Source organism: Alishewanella aestuarii B11, assembly GCF_000280055.1.
Lineage (GTDB): Bacteria > Pseudomonadota > Gammaproteobacteria > Enterobacterales > Alteromonadaceae > Alishewanella > Alishewanella aestuarii.
Window position 1 is genome coordinate 21,437 of sequence record NZ_ALAB01000029.1, and the last position, 14,863, is coordinate 36,299.

Annotated in this window: 15 protein-coding genes and 1 CRISPR repeat array; of the genes, 10 read left to right on the forward strand and 5 right to left on the reverse strand. The window is 50.2% G+C overall.

Annotated features, from left to right (window positions below):
* Window positions 1-147 precede the first annotated feature (147 nt).
* The 10 genes from AEST_RS12490 to AEST_RS12540 all read left to right on the forward strand — a co-directional run bounded on the left by AEST_RS12490 (window position 148) and on the right by AEST_RS12540 (window position 6,654).
* The gene (locus tag AEST_RS12490; RefSeq protein ID WP_008609481.1) at window positions 148-396 is read left to right on the forward strand and encodes a hypothetical protein; all 249 of its coding nucleotides are present in this window, start codon (window positions 148-150) and stop codon (window positions 394-396) included.
* A 52-nt stretch (window positions 397-448) separates the two neighbouring features.
* Complete coding sequence (locus AEST_RS12495) at window positions 449-652, forward strand: hypothetical protein (protein WP_156803895.1); 204 nt, start codon at window positions 449-451, stop codon at window positions 650-652.
* A gap of 282 nt (window positions 653-934) precedes the next feature.
* Window positions 935-2,128: a PDDEXK family nuclease gene (locus AEST_RS12505; protein ID WP_008609484.1), complete on the forward strand. Its 1,194-nt coding sequence runs from the start codon at window positions 935-937 to the stop codon at window positions 2,126-2,128.
* Window positions 2,129-2,213: 85 nt separating this feature from the next.
* On the forward strand, window positions 2,214-2,552 hold the full coding sequence (locus tag AEST_RS12510; protein ID WP_156803896.1) for a hypothetical protein: 339 nt from the start codon (window positions 2,214-2,216) through the stop codon (window positions 2,550-2,552).
* Between the two features lie 10 nt (window positions 2,553-2,562).
* Window positions 2,563-2,961, forward strand: coding sequence for a hypothetical protein (locus AEST_RS12515; RefSeq protein ID WP_008609486.1), 399 nt, complete (start codon window positions 2,563-2,565; stop codon window positions 2,959-2,961).
* Between the two features lie 70 nt (window positions 2,962-3,031).
* The gene (locus AEST_RS12520) at window positions 3,032-3,646 is read left to right on the forward strand and encodes a hypothetical protein (protein ID WP_008609487.1); all 615 of its coding nucleotides are present in this window, start codon (window positions 3,032-3,034) and stop codon (window positions 3,644-3,646) included.
* 51 nt (window positions 3,647-3,697) lie between these two features.
* The gene (locus AEST_RS12525) at window positions 3,698-5,059 is read left to right on the forward strand and encodes a hypothetical protein (RefSeq protein WP_008609488.1); all 1,362 of its coding nucleotides are present in this window, start codon (window positions 3,698-3,700) and stop codon (window positions 5,057-5,059) included.
* 128 nt (window positions 5,060-5,187) lie between these two features.
* On the forward strand, window positions 5,188-5,559 hold the full coding sequence (locus AEST_RS12530; protein ID WP_008609490.1) for a hypothetical protein: 372 nt from the start codon (window positions 5,188-5,190) through the stop codon (window positions 5,557-5,559).
* A 183-nt stretch (window positions 5,560-5,742) separates the two neighbouring features.
* On the forward strand, window positions 5,743-6,114 hold the full coding sequence (locus tag AEST_RS12535) for a hypothetical protein (RefSeq protein ID WP_039925498.1): 372 nt from the start codon (window positions 5,743-5,745) through the stop codon (window positions 6,112-6,114).
* A 156-nt stretch (window positions 6,115-6,270) separates the two neighbouring features.
* Window positions 6,271-6,654, forward strand: coding sequence for a hypothetical protein (locus AEST_RS12540; RefSeq protein WP_008609493.1), 384 nt, complete (start codon window positions 6,271-6,273; stop codon window positions 6,652-6,654).
* A 1,043-nt stretch (window positions 6,655-7,697) separates the two neighbouring features.
* Window positions 7,698-8,157: a CRISPR direct-repeat array (repeat unit 37 nt; unit sequence GTCTTAATCCCCTGTTATGTCGGGGCAGCTGTTGGAC).
* A 167-nt stretch (window positions 8,158-8,324) separates the two neighbouring features.
* On the opposite strand, the gene cas6 is transcribed toward AEST_RS12540, so the two are convergent.
* The 5 genes from cas6 to AEST_RS12565 are packed head-to-tail and all read right to left on the reverse strand — an operon-like array spanning window position 8,325 to window position 14,862.
* Window positions 8,325-9,206 (reverse strand): CRISPR system precrRNA processing endoribonuclease RAMP protein Cas6, encoded by an 882-nt coding sequence (cas6, locus tag AEST_RS12545; protein ID WP_008609494.1) that lies wholly within the window; start codon window positions 9,204-9,206, stop codon window positions 8,325-8,327.
* Between the two features lie 2 nt (window positions 9,207-9,208).
* Complete coding sequence (locus tag AEST_RS12550; protein ID WP_039925499.1) at window positions 9,209-11,389, reverse strand: TIGR03986 family type III CRISPR-associated RAMP protein; 2,181 nt, start codon at window positions 11,387-11,389, stop codon at window positions 9,209-9,211.
* The gene (locus tag AEST_RS12555; RefSeq protein WP_008609496.1) at window positions 11,386-11,877 is read right to left on the reverse strand and encodes a hypothetical protein; all 492 of its coding nucleotides are present in this window, start codon (window positions 11,875-11,877) and stop codon (window positions 11,386-11,388) included. The genes AEST_RS12550 and AEST_RS12555 overlap by 4 nt, the downstream gene beginning before the upstream one ends.
* Window positions 11,874-13,274, reverse strand: coding sequence for an RAMP superfamily CRISPR-associated protein (locus tag AEST_RS12560; RefSeq protein WP_008609497.1), 1,401 nt, complete (start codon window positions 13,272-13,274; stop codon window positions 11,874-11,876). Before AEST_RS12560 ends, AEST_RS12555 begins: the two co-directional genes overlap by 4 nt.
* Window positions 13,267-14,862 (reverse strand): hypothetical protein, encoded by a 1,596-nt coding sequence (locus AEST_RS12565; protein WP_008609498.1) that lies wholly within the window; start codon window positions 14,860-14,862, stop codon window positions 13,267-13,269. Before AEST_RS12565 ends, AEST_RS12560 begins: the two co-directional genes overlap by 8 nt.
* Between the last annotated feature and the right edge of the window lies 1 nt (window position 14,863).

Here is a 14,863-nt window from a genome sequence, read left to right on the forward strand (position 1 = left end):
AGCCTACAAAAGTGCGCTCACTATAGGGCTGCACATTTAAAAGCCCGTTATGTTAACAAACTTGTTTTGGCCATCAGAAAACTGAGGCGCGTTATGATGAGTAGCAACACACACCATACATACAACCGGCCACGAGGAGCAACAACCATGACTATCCACAAAGCAATTGCTATTGGCTTAGCCGCAAACGAGGTATCGAAAAAAATTACTGGCAGCAACGAAAGCTCTGCCGCTCGTACCGCTGTTGCTACAGGCACGGGCGCCTTAATGGGTATGGCAGCCGCAGGCACCCTCACCGTAGGCGCTGCAGCACTTGGTGTTGCCAGTGCACCTGTTACCGTGCCGTTGGCGTTATTCAGTGCCGGGGTGGCGGGCCTGTCCAGCCTGTTTGACTAACCACACAGTACATGAGTAACGCTTTAAAACCCAACCCAAGTTCAGGAGTGTCGTGATGATTTTTGATTTTATTAATGATTTTTTAGGCAAGGACAAAGCCGAGCAAGAATTTAATGAAAGCAAGGAACGCAGCACCGACTACCAGGCTTACCGGCAAGGCCAAAAGGATATGCAACGTTTCGCTGTAGTAAGCTGCGTGCTGTACATTGCATACAAGCATGGACCTGATCTCATTAAAGCTATTAGGAAGCCATAATATGCCAGTGCAACCCATGCCTTATACGCTATTTTGCAAGAAGTGTGGCTGGCAGCAAACCTGGCTGCCGGGCAGCGATTGCATTCCAGCCAGCGCGCACCCAAACCACTGCCCGCGCTGTGCAAACCCTGAAATTGAAAAGCGTATTGCTTCGTTGTTTGAACAGTTGTTTAAGGGTAAACGCTGCTAAACGGGCTGGCAGTGCCCCGCCAGGCAGCATAGACATTAAAATAGGCACGCGCTACAGTGTCGGCTTTAGTGCATCTTTAATGAATTGAAACTATGGCAATCAGCCCATCGACAGCTTTGCTTATCCCTATTTCTGATCATAATATTGCGCAGCTTTATAACTGTTTGGCCGCTGATTACCAGACGGTTGTTTTATTAGCATCAAAGCATTTTTGGCCTCAGCGCAGCCGTTTTATCGCGGTTATTAACTCAATAAAGCCTGACATTAACCTTATTGAAGCTAACTTACCGGAAGATGCGGAGAACTATCAGGCGCTAAGCGCCTTTGTGCAACACGAGTTACTGCAAAAAACCCAAGGTTATCAACTAGAGCTCAATAGCACCGGTGGCACTAAAGTTATCCCTATTGTGTTATTAGACTTGTTACCTATTAAACGGGTGTATTACAAAGGCGTAAACCATAATTACCTGCAAAGCTGGCAACCCGGCCAACCTCTAAGTTATCAGCAAATCCCGTTAACGAGCGAAATCTCGGCTGAACAGGCATTAAAGCTCTATATTGATAAAATGGATTTAGCGGCTGATAAAACCGATCCCTATTCAATGCACGAGCAAGCTATTAATATAGCTACCGAAATTTGGCAGCAGTATCTTAAAAACGACTCTGCCATGCACTGGCTGGTTACCGCCCCTGAAACCGCCACCTGGGCAGCAAGTAAATTGCAGGAAGCGATAAAGCTGACGATTCCAAAGCAGCACCAGCAAAATACTGCCTGGCAAAACTGGTTTACTACATTGGCCGCATTTTCACAAGGCCAGCTGAGTTACCAGCACCCCACCCTAACCCTCTATAGCCACAAGAGCAAAAAACACCCGGCCAACCAATTTAAACGCTGGTTAAGCGGTGACTGGCTGGAGCAACTGGTACAAAGCTGGCTTAGCGAAAAACTGCCTAACAATCAGTTATTGTTTGGGGTAAAACCCTCTACTACCGGCGAGCAAGGCGCCAACCGTGAGTTAGACTTTATTTGTTTTCATAATACCGCTGGCTATGTTATTGAAACTAAAGTAACCACCGCACCCGATCAAACCCCGAATAAAATGGTACAACAGTTGGTTAGCCTGGCAGAAAACTTTGGCAAACTAAAAAAGGTTTTATTACTAAGCCCATTGTTTTTTTTGGAAAAGGACGACATAAATGCACGGCAACAGTTTGAAGAATATTGTAAAAGCCATCATGTAACACTGTGCCGCGATAAAGCCGAGCTGTTAGCCCTGTTTAAATAAGCGGCGCAACCACACAAACTTGTGATCCAAAAAAAACCTTAGCCTTTCCCCGATAATAGCTTCATCACAACAACAGAGGATTTTGATGATGAAGCTTGTAAACACCCTGGCCCTTGGCGCCGCGCTTTTAACACTAACGGCCTGCAACAACGACGGCATTGATAAACACATTGATAAACAAGCTGCAGAAGATCTGGAGCAGGCTCAGCTTCTGGCACAGCAGATTTGTAAAATCGATGAGAACTTTAATGTGTTTGGCTGCAAATTTGGCCAGCGGCTGTCTTTCCAACCAGAACGCTTTGGCAATGAGCAATTGCCTATTGTGGTAATGACCCATTTCTGTGACATCACCAAGCCAGTTTACTTTAACAAGGCTGGTGTGGTGTGTATTTATCGCACCGCTAACAACGCCAGGCCGGAATAAGCAGTAAGCCATGTCCGCAAGCTTTGCTAAAGCCAGCATTAACAAGCTACTGCTGCTACTGGTGCCATGCCATTTGGCCGCGTGTGCCAGCCGCGTACCACCTTGGGTAACGCAGCCGCCGGGGGTGGCAATAAGCGCTTGTGCGCCAGCAGGTGAGCATGGCTGGCAACTGGCTGAACTTAGGGCCAAAGCACAATTCGCTGAGTCGCAGTGGCTAACGCAGCACTATCGGTCGCAGCGACAACAAACTAACGATAGCAATGGCAGTGACTGGCGCTATCAGCGACAGCAGCAGACACGCCATTTGCAGCAAGGCACTGTGCCGCCAGTACAACAACTGGCGCGCTGGCAGGGTCGCTATGGCAAGGCACAGTTGCAGTGTGTGCTGGTTAGCCCCTTAACAGACTGACAAGTTTGTAAAGCAGTGATTTTTTAAGTTCGCCCATAAAATAGCTTTAACAACAACACAGGAGCAACACATGCACAACACCAAAACACGCTTTGCTTTCACCCTGCTGGCATTCAGCAGCCTGGCATTAACCGCCTGCAGCACCAGCCCGGAAGCGCAACTGGCCAAACAAAAGCAAGCCGAGTACAAGCAGCGGGTTAAAGACCGTGATCAGACATTAAAAGCCACACCGGCCTGGTATCTGGAAACCAAGGTTAGCGATGTTAATGGCAGCCTGGGCCGCGGTACCGGTTTTTCGCGGGATATGCAATTGGCTTTTGACGAAGCGACCTTGCGAGCCCAGGAGGAGCTTGGCCGCAATACCAAGCTGCTCTTATCAGAGCAATTTAAGTCGCACCGGCGCAATAACGGCCTGACCGGCGAGGTATCGATGCTGCTTAACGCCACGGCAGATCGCTATTTGCCTGAGGTGGACACATCAGGTGCCAAGGTGCTACGGCGCGAGATAAAAGCCGATCGCGATGGTTTCCGGGCCTTTGTGCTACTGCACCTGGATATTGCTGAGCGTGATCGCGAACGGATGGCCAATGCTGCGCTGGAACTGGCACACCAGGAGTTAATGCAGCGCAACGCCCGCTACCGGGCTGAGCAGGCGGCCGCAAACCAGGCTGTAGCCGCACAATAGTGCGGCCCTGTTAATCATTAGCTACCCAAACAACAATTTTGAGGACGAAATATGCAAAAAACATTGATGATGGTGATTTTAGGTTTAACCGCCAGCCAAACTGCTTATGCCAGCAACCTGTTTAATGGCAAAGGTACGGCCGTGCACGACTCACGCAACCAGGCTTGTTTGCTGGCAGAGCAAGCTGCCAGGCTGGATGCTGCGCGCCAGGCAGAAAGTTTTGTGCAAAAAACCGTAACCTCAACCCTGTTTGAGAACGAACAAGGGCTTAGCCAAAGCCGCGCCGAGTATATTGAAAACACCGTATACGGCACAGCCAGGCTGCAAGGCGAAACAACGCAGCAGCTGCGAATTTTGGATAACACCCATGTTGAGTGTACCGTCGAGGGCCGCTACGCCATTGATTCGGCTGCTATTAAACAGCACTTGTTAGCCGAACAGGCCCGGGTATCTCGCCAAACACAGCGGCAGAATGCTGAGGCAGCGCTATTTCAGGAGCTAACCGCAAATCAGCAGGCGTATCTGAATTTGCAACAACAGCTACCGGCGCTGGCATCTTTTGAAACCAGCTTAAGCACCTACTGTGATATCAGCCTGAGTATGCCGGCGTGTGAGCAAGTTATTCAAGAACAGCTGGCGCAGCCGTATATTCAGCAATGGAGCCAACAGCTGAATGTTCCGGCGCAGTTACTGCTGGCAAACGTAAGCTTGCAAGGGCAAACCCAGTTACAGGCTCTAAACAGCCGGGTTAATCAGGTAAACTGGCAGGGTAGCTACCAGATCACGCTGCGGCTAACTGATCCAAATGCAGCCCGAAACCAGCAAATTCAGCAGGAGCTACAGCAACTGCAGCAACCTGTTGGTGCAAACCTGATAAAAGCAGAGCCTGCCTCTGGCAATACTGAGCCGTTTTTTCGGTTTGGGTTCGCCTTTGGCACAGACTGCTTATTGTGCAGCCGCGGCCGCTTAGCCGAATGGAGTAGCCTGAATAAAACCGGTAAGGCAGCAGTTAAGGGTAACTATGCGCAAGCCAGCCTGCACCTGCGTAACTGGTTAAGTGTAAATGGTGGGCTGTATAGCGAGAACTTTGGTATATGCCAGCAAGCCGGCCGTAATGACCGCTGTGCGCAGTTTGAGTCTGATACGGCGACCTTTCCTGCTGCTGGCGTAACCTTGCGCTATGGTATTGGCTACCTGGAAGCAATGCATTTATTTGCCGCCAAAGAGATCAGCCTGGGTGATGCTAACTTTAAGCAAAGCTATCAGCGGTTTGAGCTGGGCATCAATAATCGCCCGACCACCAGCGGCTTTAAAGGCGCGGCCAGCATCAGTATGCGTGTGTTACCCGCACAAACCGGTATTAGCTGGAACGATGTTTGGGATATCAATTTAAAACTGGGTTATGTTTTTTAATAAGGAGCAACGCCATGGCCAGACGCTACACAGTGCACGATAAAGATGATGAACTGGCGTTAAAAGGGATCCTAACAGGGCTTGGCAGTGGTCAGGCACCTCATACCACCACAACTGAATGAGCCACTATGCCGAATACCACGCAAAATCGTCGTAAGCTTTTGTACCCTGAAAAAATAAACTTGTGTTATCTCGCACTGCCACTGGGGGCGGCTGTAAGCAATGCTTATGGCTTAATGATCCTCGCCCTGCCTATTGTATTTATAGCCTGTTATATCTTTAGCTTAACTCGTTGCGGTGAGTATCAGCTGGCATTAAACATGACCCAGCATTTTACGCTTAGTATTGCCATGGTGTACGGTATTGCTGCCATACATCCGGCCACTGCTGAAATACATAGTAAGATCTACATTGGTATAGCCACTATCGCCTTTTGCTATTGGTTGTACTGTTTTGTCAGAGATGTTCTGCACTACTGGAGGCAGCGTGATCGAAGTTAACCTTCCCCGTACGTTTTTAATAGTAAGCACAGCAATCAGTATTGTGCTGGTATGGTATTGCAAAAGGTGGATCCGCTGGCAACAGCAGCGTGCTGAAGCTAACGCTAACGCGCAAAAAGAACAGGGTTCGGAAAACGAATAACGGCTTAAACATTTTCATAAAGCTTAACTGGATTAGCAACCATGACAAAAAACAAACTCACTCGAGGGCAGTTTGCATTTAAGAACAATTGGCAGGTATTGCAACTCTTGGCCTTACTGCCTTCGGCCGGTGGATTGAAAAGCGACGACTACTTTATGCTGCTCTGCACTGTATCGGTTATCGCCATGGCCTTAACCGTGGTCATGGCCCACCGGTTAAAGATGCCCAAGGTCAGTATAGAAGCGGCTAAACATGCAACAGCTTTGCTCATAGTTGTGCACTTTTATGCCCTGGCGAAAGCCTCTACCGATGGACTAAACTGGCCATACCTCGCCGTTACCGTGCTGGTATTACTGGCATTTGCCCGCCTTCTTTACAACGATTTCAAGGAGTTTACAGCCCGTGAGCAATAGCGATTTGTTTTGGCAGTGGTTTTTTTGGCTAAGCACCGCAATCACCTTAATAGTGATTTTTTGGGTACATCGCGCTGCCTGGAACGCTATCAGGCAAGCAGATTTATCCTGCGAGGAAGCATGTGCCTCCCCTAACCCACAGCACGAGGAAACGAAATGAGCAGAACTTATCAAATCACTTTTAGCGACGATGTGATGACGCCGGAGTATCTGGATCGCATCGCACAATACCATCAGATCTCAACAGAATTGTATATCAAGCGCTTACTCAGCCAGAGCGTTGATCATATGCATCCGGAAATAAAGGATATTTCAAATTTTGACAGCCTGGACGAGTGCTTTATTGCCAACGGCTTACGCAAATGTACCAACAACCGCTGGCATACCGTGGTATTAATGACCGAGCCAGAAAACCCACTATTAGTACAGTTGCGCCAACAGGCAGAGCAACTGCAATTAAGCCAGGAAGATTTGGCTTTGCAGTATATTGCAGCGGGTTTGGCAGCTAGCCCTGCACGCGACGAAACGCATAATGGCTAAATTAATCTGCTCCCGCTGATTTATGGCGCTACCAATCTTCGCGCCGGCAAATTGGCAAGGCGTTAGGCAAATACGGCTTTATTCTTTACCATATGATTTAAGCTTGGGTTTTATTAAAAATCTGTAGCCTAAATACCCCACCGCTACCCAAGTTAACACACTTATTAATAAGTATTGCCCTATGCTCATCGTATTTTATTTCCTTATAAACTTTACCTCGTAAGCGCAGTTATCCTTAACAGCCACCAAGAGCCGTAAGCCAGCATGTGGGCTTAATAGGCAAACCAACCACCACATTCTATGGCTCTCCCTGCAGAATCCGCTCAAGCGGTTCCACACGTGCTCCTGCAGTGTGGTCGGGGCAGCTGTTGGACCCCAACGGGGCGTTTTTCGAAACATGATTGACCGTCTTAATCCCCTGTGAAGTATTCGCCACGTCCTGTGGCTCACCCCTGCGGGGCCCGCTAACGCGGTTCCACACGTGCTCCTGCAGTGTGGTCGGGGCAGCTGTTGGACCGGCTTTGGTGTTGGGTATGTAAACTCGATTGAGTCTTAATCCCCTGTTATGTCGGGGCAGCTGTTGGACCAATCCATCGAACGACACTTCGCGAAATAGTTTGTCTTAATCCCCTGTAAAGTATTCGCCACATCCTGTGGCTCACCCCTACGGGGCCCGCTAAAGCGGTTCCACACTTGCTCCTGCAGTGTGGTCGGGGCAGCTGTTGGACCGGCTTTGGTGTTGGGTATGTAAACTCGATTGAGTCTTAATCCCCTGTGAAGTATTCGCCACATCCTGTGGCTCACCCCTGCGGGACCCGCTAAAGCGGTTCCACACGCGCTCCTGCAGTGTGGTCGGGGCAGCTGTTGGACGCGTTTTGGGGCTCAGTAGATCCGGAATGCGAGTCTTAATCCCCTGTGAAGTATTCGCCACATCCTGTGGCTCACCCCTACGGGGCCCGCTAAAGCGGTTCCACACTTGCTCCTGCAGTGTGGTCGGGGCAGCTGTTGGACGCGCGGACTTGGATTGGCAGCGCCTCTTAAAGGTCTTAATCCCCTGTTATGTCGGGGCAGCTGTTGGACCGATGAGCAAGTATTAGGACTTATTGTCCTATCATGTCTTAATCCCCTGTTATGTCGGGGCAGCTGTTGGACATATTCAGGCAACTGGGTTTACCCGGTCCCACAGTCTTAATCCCCTGTTATGTCGGGGCAGCTGTTGGACTTTATTACTGAGCGATTTGCTCAATGTTTATTGTCTTAATCCCCTGTTATGTCGGGGCAGCTGTTGGACACAGAGGAAGAACTTCGTATGTATCAAGAAATGTCTTAATCCCCTGTTATGTCGGGGCAGCTGTTGGACCATGCTGCTACATTCTTTGATACAGCGTCAGTAAGTCTTAATCCCCTGTTATGTCGGGGCAGCTGTTGGACATCAAGCAGGTGCTGTGAAAGCGTTAACAACCGTTGTCTTAATCCCCTGTTATGTCGGGGCAGCTGTTGGACTCTAACATGATTTTTTTATTTTAAAAAACAATTAGTTCCAACAGAAAATCACTGATTACTTTTTAATCAGTGATTTGGCTAATTTTTATACAAATCTGCATATTATTAAAGAGCAAAACTATATTAGCCAAAAGGCTTTAGCTTGTATAGCTTAAGGCGTTATAACCTTAGCTATTATTTATTGCCGGTACCAGTTGATAGCTGCCTAAACCAAAGGTGGTTTTGCCACCCAGCTGTAGCTGCTCACCGATTTTTAACCACTGAGACAAACCCGGGCTGCAACGGCTAATGGTGATCACTCCTTTAAAACCACCCAGTGGAATAAACTCCTGCTGTTTTAACGAGAACCGTTGCCAGTCTTCAAAGTACAGACTGTTACTAAGCTGGCTCTGCCCAAGGTCAAGCGGCAACTGGCTTATCGCCTCTAACTGCTCTGGCTCTTCTGATACCCAGTATTTATACAGCTGCATTAAGCGTCTTCTGGCCTGTGCAGCCAATAGCTTTGCCGTAAGCTGCTGCGGATTATGTAATACCTTGCCCTGCTGTTTTAGCCTAAGCGGCGTATTTAATATTAAGGTTTGCGCACTAGCTGTGGCGAAAGGCTTAGCTAAATACGCGCTAAGTGAGCAAGTTTGATAAGGCGCCAGCAGCCCCTGCGGCCCGATTGCGTTAAAGGCTACTAACTTTACTGCCGTGCGCGCAGGCCCTAAGCCTAAGCGTTCGCCAGCGAGTATGGCTTTATGCACTATAGGCCCTAAATCACTGGCTGCACCAAATAAGCGCAAGTTAAACTGAATTAGCTCACCGGCACGCCATTCGGTTTTTTGATCAAAGCCGGGCTCTATAGCATAGGGTTTGGGTTGCTCATGATCGTATTGCAGGTAGAGCGCGTTAAATGCCGGCTCGCTAACCTGTTTTAACGCATGCCCAAACCAACCATGCCACATCGAACCCTTATAGGCAGGCAGGCTACAATCACCCTGCAATTGCAGGGTGATTGTGAGGTGTAGTAGCTGAAAATTAGCCAATGCCTGCTGAAACAAGGTCACGTTCAGGTTATCCCGTATTTTGCCGCCAGCGCATTTATAAGTGCATTGCGTTCGTTGAGCTTTTGTTTATTTTCCTTTTTCTTTAGGCTGAGATTCAGGTAATTACACTTAGCTGTATTGCGAACCAGCAACACCAACTCTTTGGCCAGCATATCCTCTCCACCTTCATCGATAAAAAGGCGCATCGACTTTTCCAAGTCTGGAAACAGGGGATTTTGCTTCATTAAATCTTTTTGCAACTCACTCCCCTCCATTTTCGCTTTTAATTCCATGAAGAGGCGGCCAGCTTCGGATGCATTAGCCAGTTGCGCTTGCGCTTCTTGCTCCTGTCGCTGCTGCAATAACAGTTTCTCGGAAACCGCCAGTTCGCTTTCTCCTCCTACAGCTTTGATTAAATCGGCCAAACGCCCGGCTGCAAAAGCCTTGGGTTGCGTAGCCATGGCCGGCGACTTTCTGGACAACACCTGATCTTGCTTTTTAAAATCGGGCAATCCACGGCAGTTTTTGTAATCGGCCAGTGCCATGTAACTCAGGTTTTTTCCGGCATTGTTTTTTAAATCTGCCATAGCCAACAGGTGCGTGATCTGAGGAGATACGCGCCAACTGTGCTCATCGCTTGGGTATGCTTGGTCCATGTGCTCAGTAAAGAGGGCAATAAGCTCATCCACACTCGGCAAAGGCTGACTCTGATTGCCACGACCTTGCAGCTGCAGCTGATGAAAACGGACAGCTCCTGCGCCTAAGGGTTTGCCATGACCAAGGCTGTGGTATGCAAGCTCAGAATCGGCAGGTAGCTGTAACGCCCAAATCAAAGCTGCCAACTCTTCTTTTTTTAAATTATGGAACACCAGCTTGCCGCTAAACTCGGCTTTGGGTGCCATCAATTCGAGTTGCGACTGCACGTTTACTTTGTTCTGCAGATCGGCCGGGATATCGGTATCCATTTCTGGTTTCACTGGGTAACGCTTCCACCCCTTCAGCCGAGCCTGCGATTGGTAGGTTGTTAGCAGCGTGCTTGCGGGTTCCTGCTCCAGATAGGCGGCTAAAAAGCTGGCTTTAGGCTGACTTAGAATCACAGGCTTAGAGAAACTCAGTGCCGTTTTCTGACGGCATACAGCATCCGAAAACGCCACCCGGCTTTTTAATGAAAAACCAAATTCACGTAAGGTGCCAAAGATTAATTCGGCCATGTCAAAGATGTGCTGCGACTGTGCGAGCTTTTGTCGAGCCAGCACGAGCTCATGCACCGATTTTTCGTAAAGCTTGCGGGGCATTTTGGCAAAACCCAGTGCGATCAGCTCCCCTTTTTTGGTTTTTCTGGCAAATACCGGAATACCTAACTCAGGATGCGGGTTCTGTTTAAAGTACTGCACCAGCTCTTCGTTGTGGTTTTCAAACAGCCGATTGACCAACTTGGTGCCATGCTCAAAAACCTGTGCAGTATCGTCAGAACTGTGAAATAAGTAGTTGAAACCTAGCCGCCCATCACGAACTTCTTTTTTGCCTGGACGAAAGCCTGTGAACACCGGATACCCCATAAGGTCGCCTTGCCCGAGACTGGAAGCACAGGCTACGGTCACGGGCTTACCCCGGGTACCCATCATCGTACGATTGCCCGGCGTAAAGGGGATGGCTTTACTGGCCAATGGCCACTTTTGGTATTTTTGTTTGACCGTAACGCCAGGATCATTTTTAAATGACTGCTGGGTAAACTTAGTCAGGTCGTCGTTAAATACTGGCAACCATTGCGATTTTCGAAACTGCCATACTTGCTGTTTTTCGTCGTATTTAACCCAGTAGGCCACCACTTCTGTTTCGTGCAGCTCTTTTGCATATACTGTGTCAGAACTCGAAATATCCCGATACGAAAAGTGCTGATTATCAACAGTTTGAAATTTTCCAAAGCTGGCAATTTCCAGCACACTACGCAGCATACCTTTAATGCTGGAACCCGGGATCACCGGGTTGCCTTTGGGATCCCGCGCCCATAACACCTGGGTTGGCTTACCATCCGCCGCTTGCTGCTCTGCGCCAACACATAATGGGGTGGCATTAGTTAAAGTGTATTCAATGCTGCCGGAGTAACCGTCTGCAAATGGCACATCGTGACTGACCAGGTGCGCCCAATCAGGCATATACACCCAATCCGACAGGGGAACAAAATGATATGGAGTATGGATCATAAATCCTCCGCAGCAGAAAGCGTTGAAAACCCAAGAAATTGTTGAGCCAGTGGGCGGTAACGCCCCTCGTCTGGTGCCGTAGTTCCCAGCTGCCACCACAATCGGTAACAGAGTACCTGCTTACCGCCTTCGCGGCTGTGAACCAGTTGGTCACGGTACAACAGTGTGCCTTCTGGCTTTGCAGTAAATAAGGTACAGCGGTACAGACCTGGCTGCTCCAAACGAATATGCAACGATTGTTCGCCCAGGCAATACTCGGCTTCCAGCAAATCGTGCTCGGCAGGCAGTTCGGTTTGGCGCAGCACTTCACCACGGCACATTACCCAGCCTTGGCCGGCTAAAAAAGGCTGCACTTTGGCCTGCAGCGCACTGTATGGCAGGCGCTCGCTTTGGATTTGCAGATCGCCGGCTTTTAACGCCGGTAATTTTGCACCGATGATGGCCCTGTTTTCGTCACTGGCCAGTGTTTGGTAAGCGGGCAGAGTCATGCAATTTTCTCCTGCTGTGCGGTCTGAAATTCGGGATGAATAAAGAGTTCTCGGCTGCTATCCAATGCGACCAGACTGCTGCCACGTCCGCTGCCTGCCCCCATAGGCAATAGCCCTTCGGTCAGATCACGTAAGGTATCGGCCAAGGCCGCTTTTAATGTTGCGTCCAGGCTATCGGTTTTGCGCAGCCACAAACGAACGCAAAATTTAGGACGGTACAGCAACTCTTCAGTAAACAGGGCACCTTGCATCACGCCACCGGTAAAACGGTCGATGGTATTGTGCGTTCGCAGCACAGTATCTTCGGCCTTTACGTCAATGCTGCTGTCATCTACATACAGCAAGCCGGCGCGGGCATCTTCATGGTTTTCGCCTACCAAGCCCAATAAGGTATCGAGCGCATCCGGGCGCTTCTGCCAGCTGGCATGGCTTTCTTCTGCCATCTGCTCGGCAAAAATACCTGCATGGCGACGATAGTGGAACGCCAATCTGTGCGCCAAAATACCTTTGATGCTGCTGCCACAAAGCACTGGGCTCTTAGTTTGCCACCTGGCTTGATGCTGCTGCCATTCCACACGGGGTTCGCTGTAACTTATCAGCGCAACACTGCCACTTTTGGGTGCTTTGCCAAGCAGAACAGATCCTGAGCCGCAACGCCAGTTATCCAGCGCTTGCAGAGGAATATCAGCGACCAAGGCCGTGGAAGCCGCAGCCAGGGTTTTCGAAAGCGTGGTCGGCACAGCCCGCGCAGCGAGTTGCAAGGCTTTTGCCGCCGACGGGCCTTGGGCTAAATCAAACAGTTGCTCCTGCAACCCAACCAATTTGATTTGCCCCAGTCCATTGCGGGTACTGGCACCAAAAGCCATTCGGCGATCTGCCCACAACTGCAGTAATTGGTCCCACTGTGCCAGTAATGCCTCGCTGTCGGCTGCATCAGTCAATGTCCATTGAATGGAGGTGCTAAAGCGCAGGCCAGCAGGTAACATGATTTGTTCGAATTTCGCCGTGTCTTTGGCCACACCGCGGTCATTAATGGCAACCCGATCCCGATGATGCGGCGAAGGCTGCAGCAAGCGCGTAAATAGCGGCTCAGCCCTTAAAGCCACGGGATCTTGCAAACCCATCACCGGCTTATTGGCCGAGTTGTGTAAAAAGCCTGGTTGCAAGCGTAGCAAGGAACGCTGTTGTAAAGAGCCAAACCAGCGCTCTGCCATTGCTGCATCCAGCTGGGTGGCAAGTGAGCGCCAGACACCGGCGATGGCGGTGGCCGGAATGTAAGGCAAACCGTTAGCATCGCGGGCTAGGGCATTATCAAAGCCGGTTTCGCGCTCACCTGAGCTAATTACCATGGGGCTGGTGGTTTCCAGCACCAAACGGGTTAGATGAACCTTAGTCATGAGCCACCTCCAACATGATTTTAAAGGCTTCGCATGCTTTTTTCAGAGCAGCGTAATTGGATACGTCGTAACGGCCGAGCAATTCCAGCGCCCGTAATACGGCAGCATCGTCTTTATTGGCAAACACTGCCTGACAATAACTGGCATAGCTAATAAAGCGCTCGCCATTATCCCAGCTGATGCCCCAGCCATAAGGATCGTTTTCAGCTTTCGCGATGTGGTGCGCTTTATTACCGCTGCCGGTGCCAAAGGTGGTGTCGCGCCAGTTGGAGTCTTGTTCTTTTAGCAGGGTTGCTACACGCTGCCATTGGGTGCGGTTGGGCCCATAGGTCTGTGCATGCAAGATACCACTGTAACGCCTTGCAACCAGATAGCCCTGCAACAGCTCGCGTACCAGTTGCAACGCCTGCTCATTGTTTTGCCCGGCCACGGCATTGCTGCCAGCCTTGGCGTGCAACCAGCGGATAAAAGCGGTTGCCGGCGCTTTATCGGCCTGTGCATTGGTCGCGGCAAGTGGCGCAATTCGCAGGGAATCGAGTGTACCTGTCAGGGTGCTTTGCATGGCCCAGCTTGGGTTGACCCGCACCCAGCCCAGCCCCTGTTGCTGGTTGATGCCAACGCCCTGACTAAGCTGCTGCAATTGGTGAGCGCTTAATGGCTGCTCCAGCCGATAAACCAATACAGAGCCTTTTCGAATAAACAGCTGCTCGCTGTCGGCACCGGCTCTTTTTTGGTTGAACAGGCTTTGTTGCCGGGTACGCACAAAGCTTAACTCTGGCTGCAGGCTAACCGCTGGTAAGCCTGCATCTGGCAGTAATTCGTTCAGCTTTGGGGTGTAACTGGGCTGCCCTTGCGCATCCAGCACCTGCAGATCACTCACACACCAGAGGGTTAGCTGGCGGCCAGCACACTCAGGAGCTGGTTCGACGGCCTCAGGTAACAGCATGATACTAATGCGGCCAAACTCAGATCCTTTGCTGCGGCCAATTCGGTGTTGGCCTTGCAGCATCGGCGCTAGCTGTTGCCAGTGCTGGTCGCTGCAATCTATCCAACCGATAAACACCTGGCCGGCTTCTAAAGCCGCATAGTTAAACAGCTGGCTGTTTTTGGCTTTGCCAGTGGTTTCATCAATAGCCGTTTTTGTAAACCAGAGTTGTTTCACATCCGCCAATGCGCCCTCAGGGGTGACAAAACCATCACGGCATTGCTGATACTGCAGCAGTTCGTCACGGCGAAAATCTGCACTGGCCTGGTTACTAACATGCTGGGTGCAAAGCTCGGCTTGGCCGTCTTTTTGACTAACCACGGGCTGGCCTTTGATGCCATACCAGCTGGCTGGCACCGGTAAGCTAAGCAAGGATGACGCAACCGGATAGCAAGGCCCAAAGCGCACGCTGCCGTTGTGAAATAACTCCATTGCCAAGGCTGCCTGATCATTGTTTTGCTGTTGGCTGTAAAATTGCGCCGCCAGCGCGCCCAGCAAGGTGGTGCCCGGAATGTAATCCAAACAGAGATGATTGTGGCTGGAGCCGGCCTGATAGCTCAGGACTACGGCGTCGTTCAGTGTTACCTGAAAAAATCGTTTCATA

Coding starts and splice junctions, on each gene's coding strand:
- AEST_RS12560 (WP_008609497.1), bottom strand. CDS start 13,274: ATGACTAAGGTTCATCTAACCCGTTTGGTGCTGGAAACCACCAGCCCC.
- AEST_RS12525 (WP_008609488.1), top strand. CDS start 3,698: ATGCAAAAAACATTGATGATGGTGATTTTAGGTTTAACCGCCAGCCAA.
- AEST_RS12550 (WP_039925499.1), bottom strand. CDS start 11,389: ATGATCCATACTCCATATCATTTTGTTCCCCTGTCGGATTGGGTGTAT.
- AEST_RS12555 (WP_008609496.1), bottom strand. CDS start 11,877: ATGACTCTGCCCGCTTACCAAACACTGGCCAGTGACGAAAACAGGGCC.
- AEST_RS12490 (WP_008609481.1), top strand. CDS start 148: ATGACTATCCACAAAGCAATTGCTATTGGCTTAGCCGCAAACGAGGTA.
- AEST_RS12565 (WP_008609498.1), bottom strand. CDS start 14,862: ATGAAACGATTTTTTCAGGTAACACTGAACGACGCCGTAGTCCTGAGC.
- AEST_RS12515 (WP_008609486.1), top strand. CDS start 2,563: ATGTCCGCAAGCTTTGCTAAAGCCAGCATTAACAAGCTACTGCTGCTA.
- AEST_RS12530 (WP_008609490.1), top strand. CDS start 5,188: ATGCCGAATACCACGCAAAATCGTCGTAAGCTTTTGTACCCTGAAAAA.
- AEST_RS12540 (WP_008609493.1), top strand. CDS start 6,271: ATGAGCAGAACTTATCAAATCACTTTTAGCGACGATGTGATGACGCCG.
- AEST_RS12535 (WP_039925498.1), top strand. CDS start 5,743: ATGACAAAAAACAAACTCACTCGAGGGCAGTTTGCATTTAAGAACAAT.
- AEST_RS12520 (WP_008609487.1), top strand. CDS start 3,032: ATGCACAACACCAAAACACGCTTTGCTTTCACCCTGCTGGCATTCAGC.
- AEST_RS12510 (WP_156803896.1), top strand. CDS start 2,214: ATGATGAAGCTTGTAAACACCCTGGCCCTTGGCGCCGCGCTTTTAACA.
- AEST_RS12505 (WP_008609484.1), top strand. CDS start 935: ATGGCAATCAGCCCATCGACAGCTTTGCTTATCCCTATTTCTGATCAT.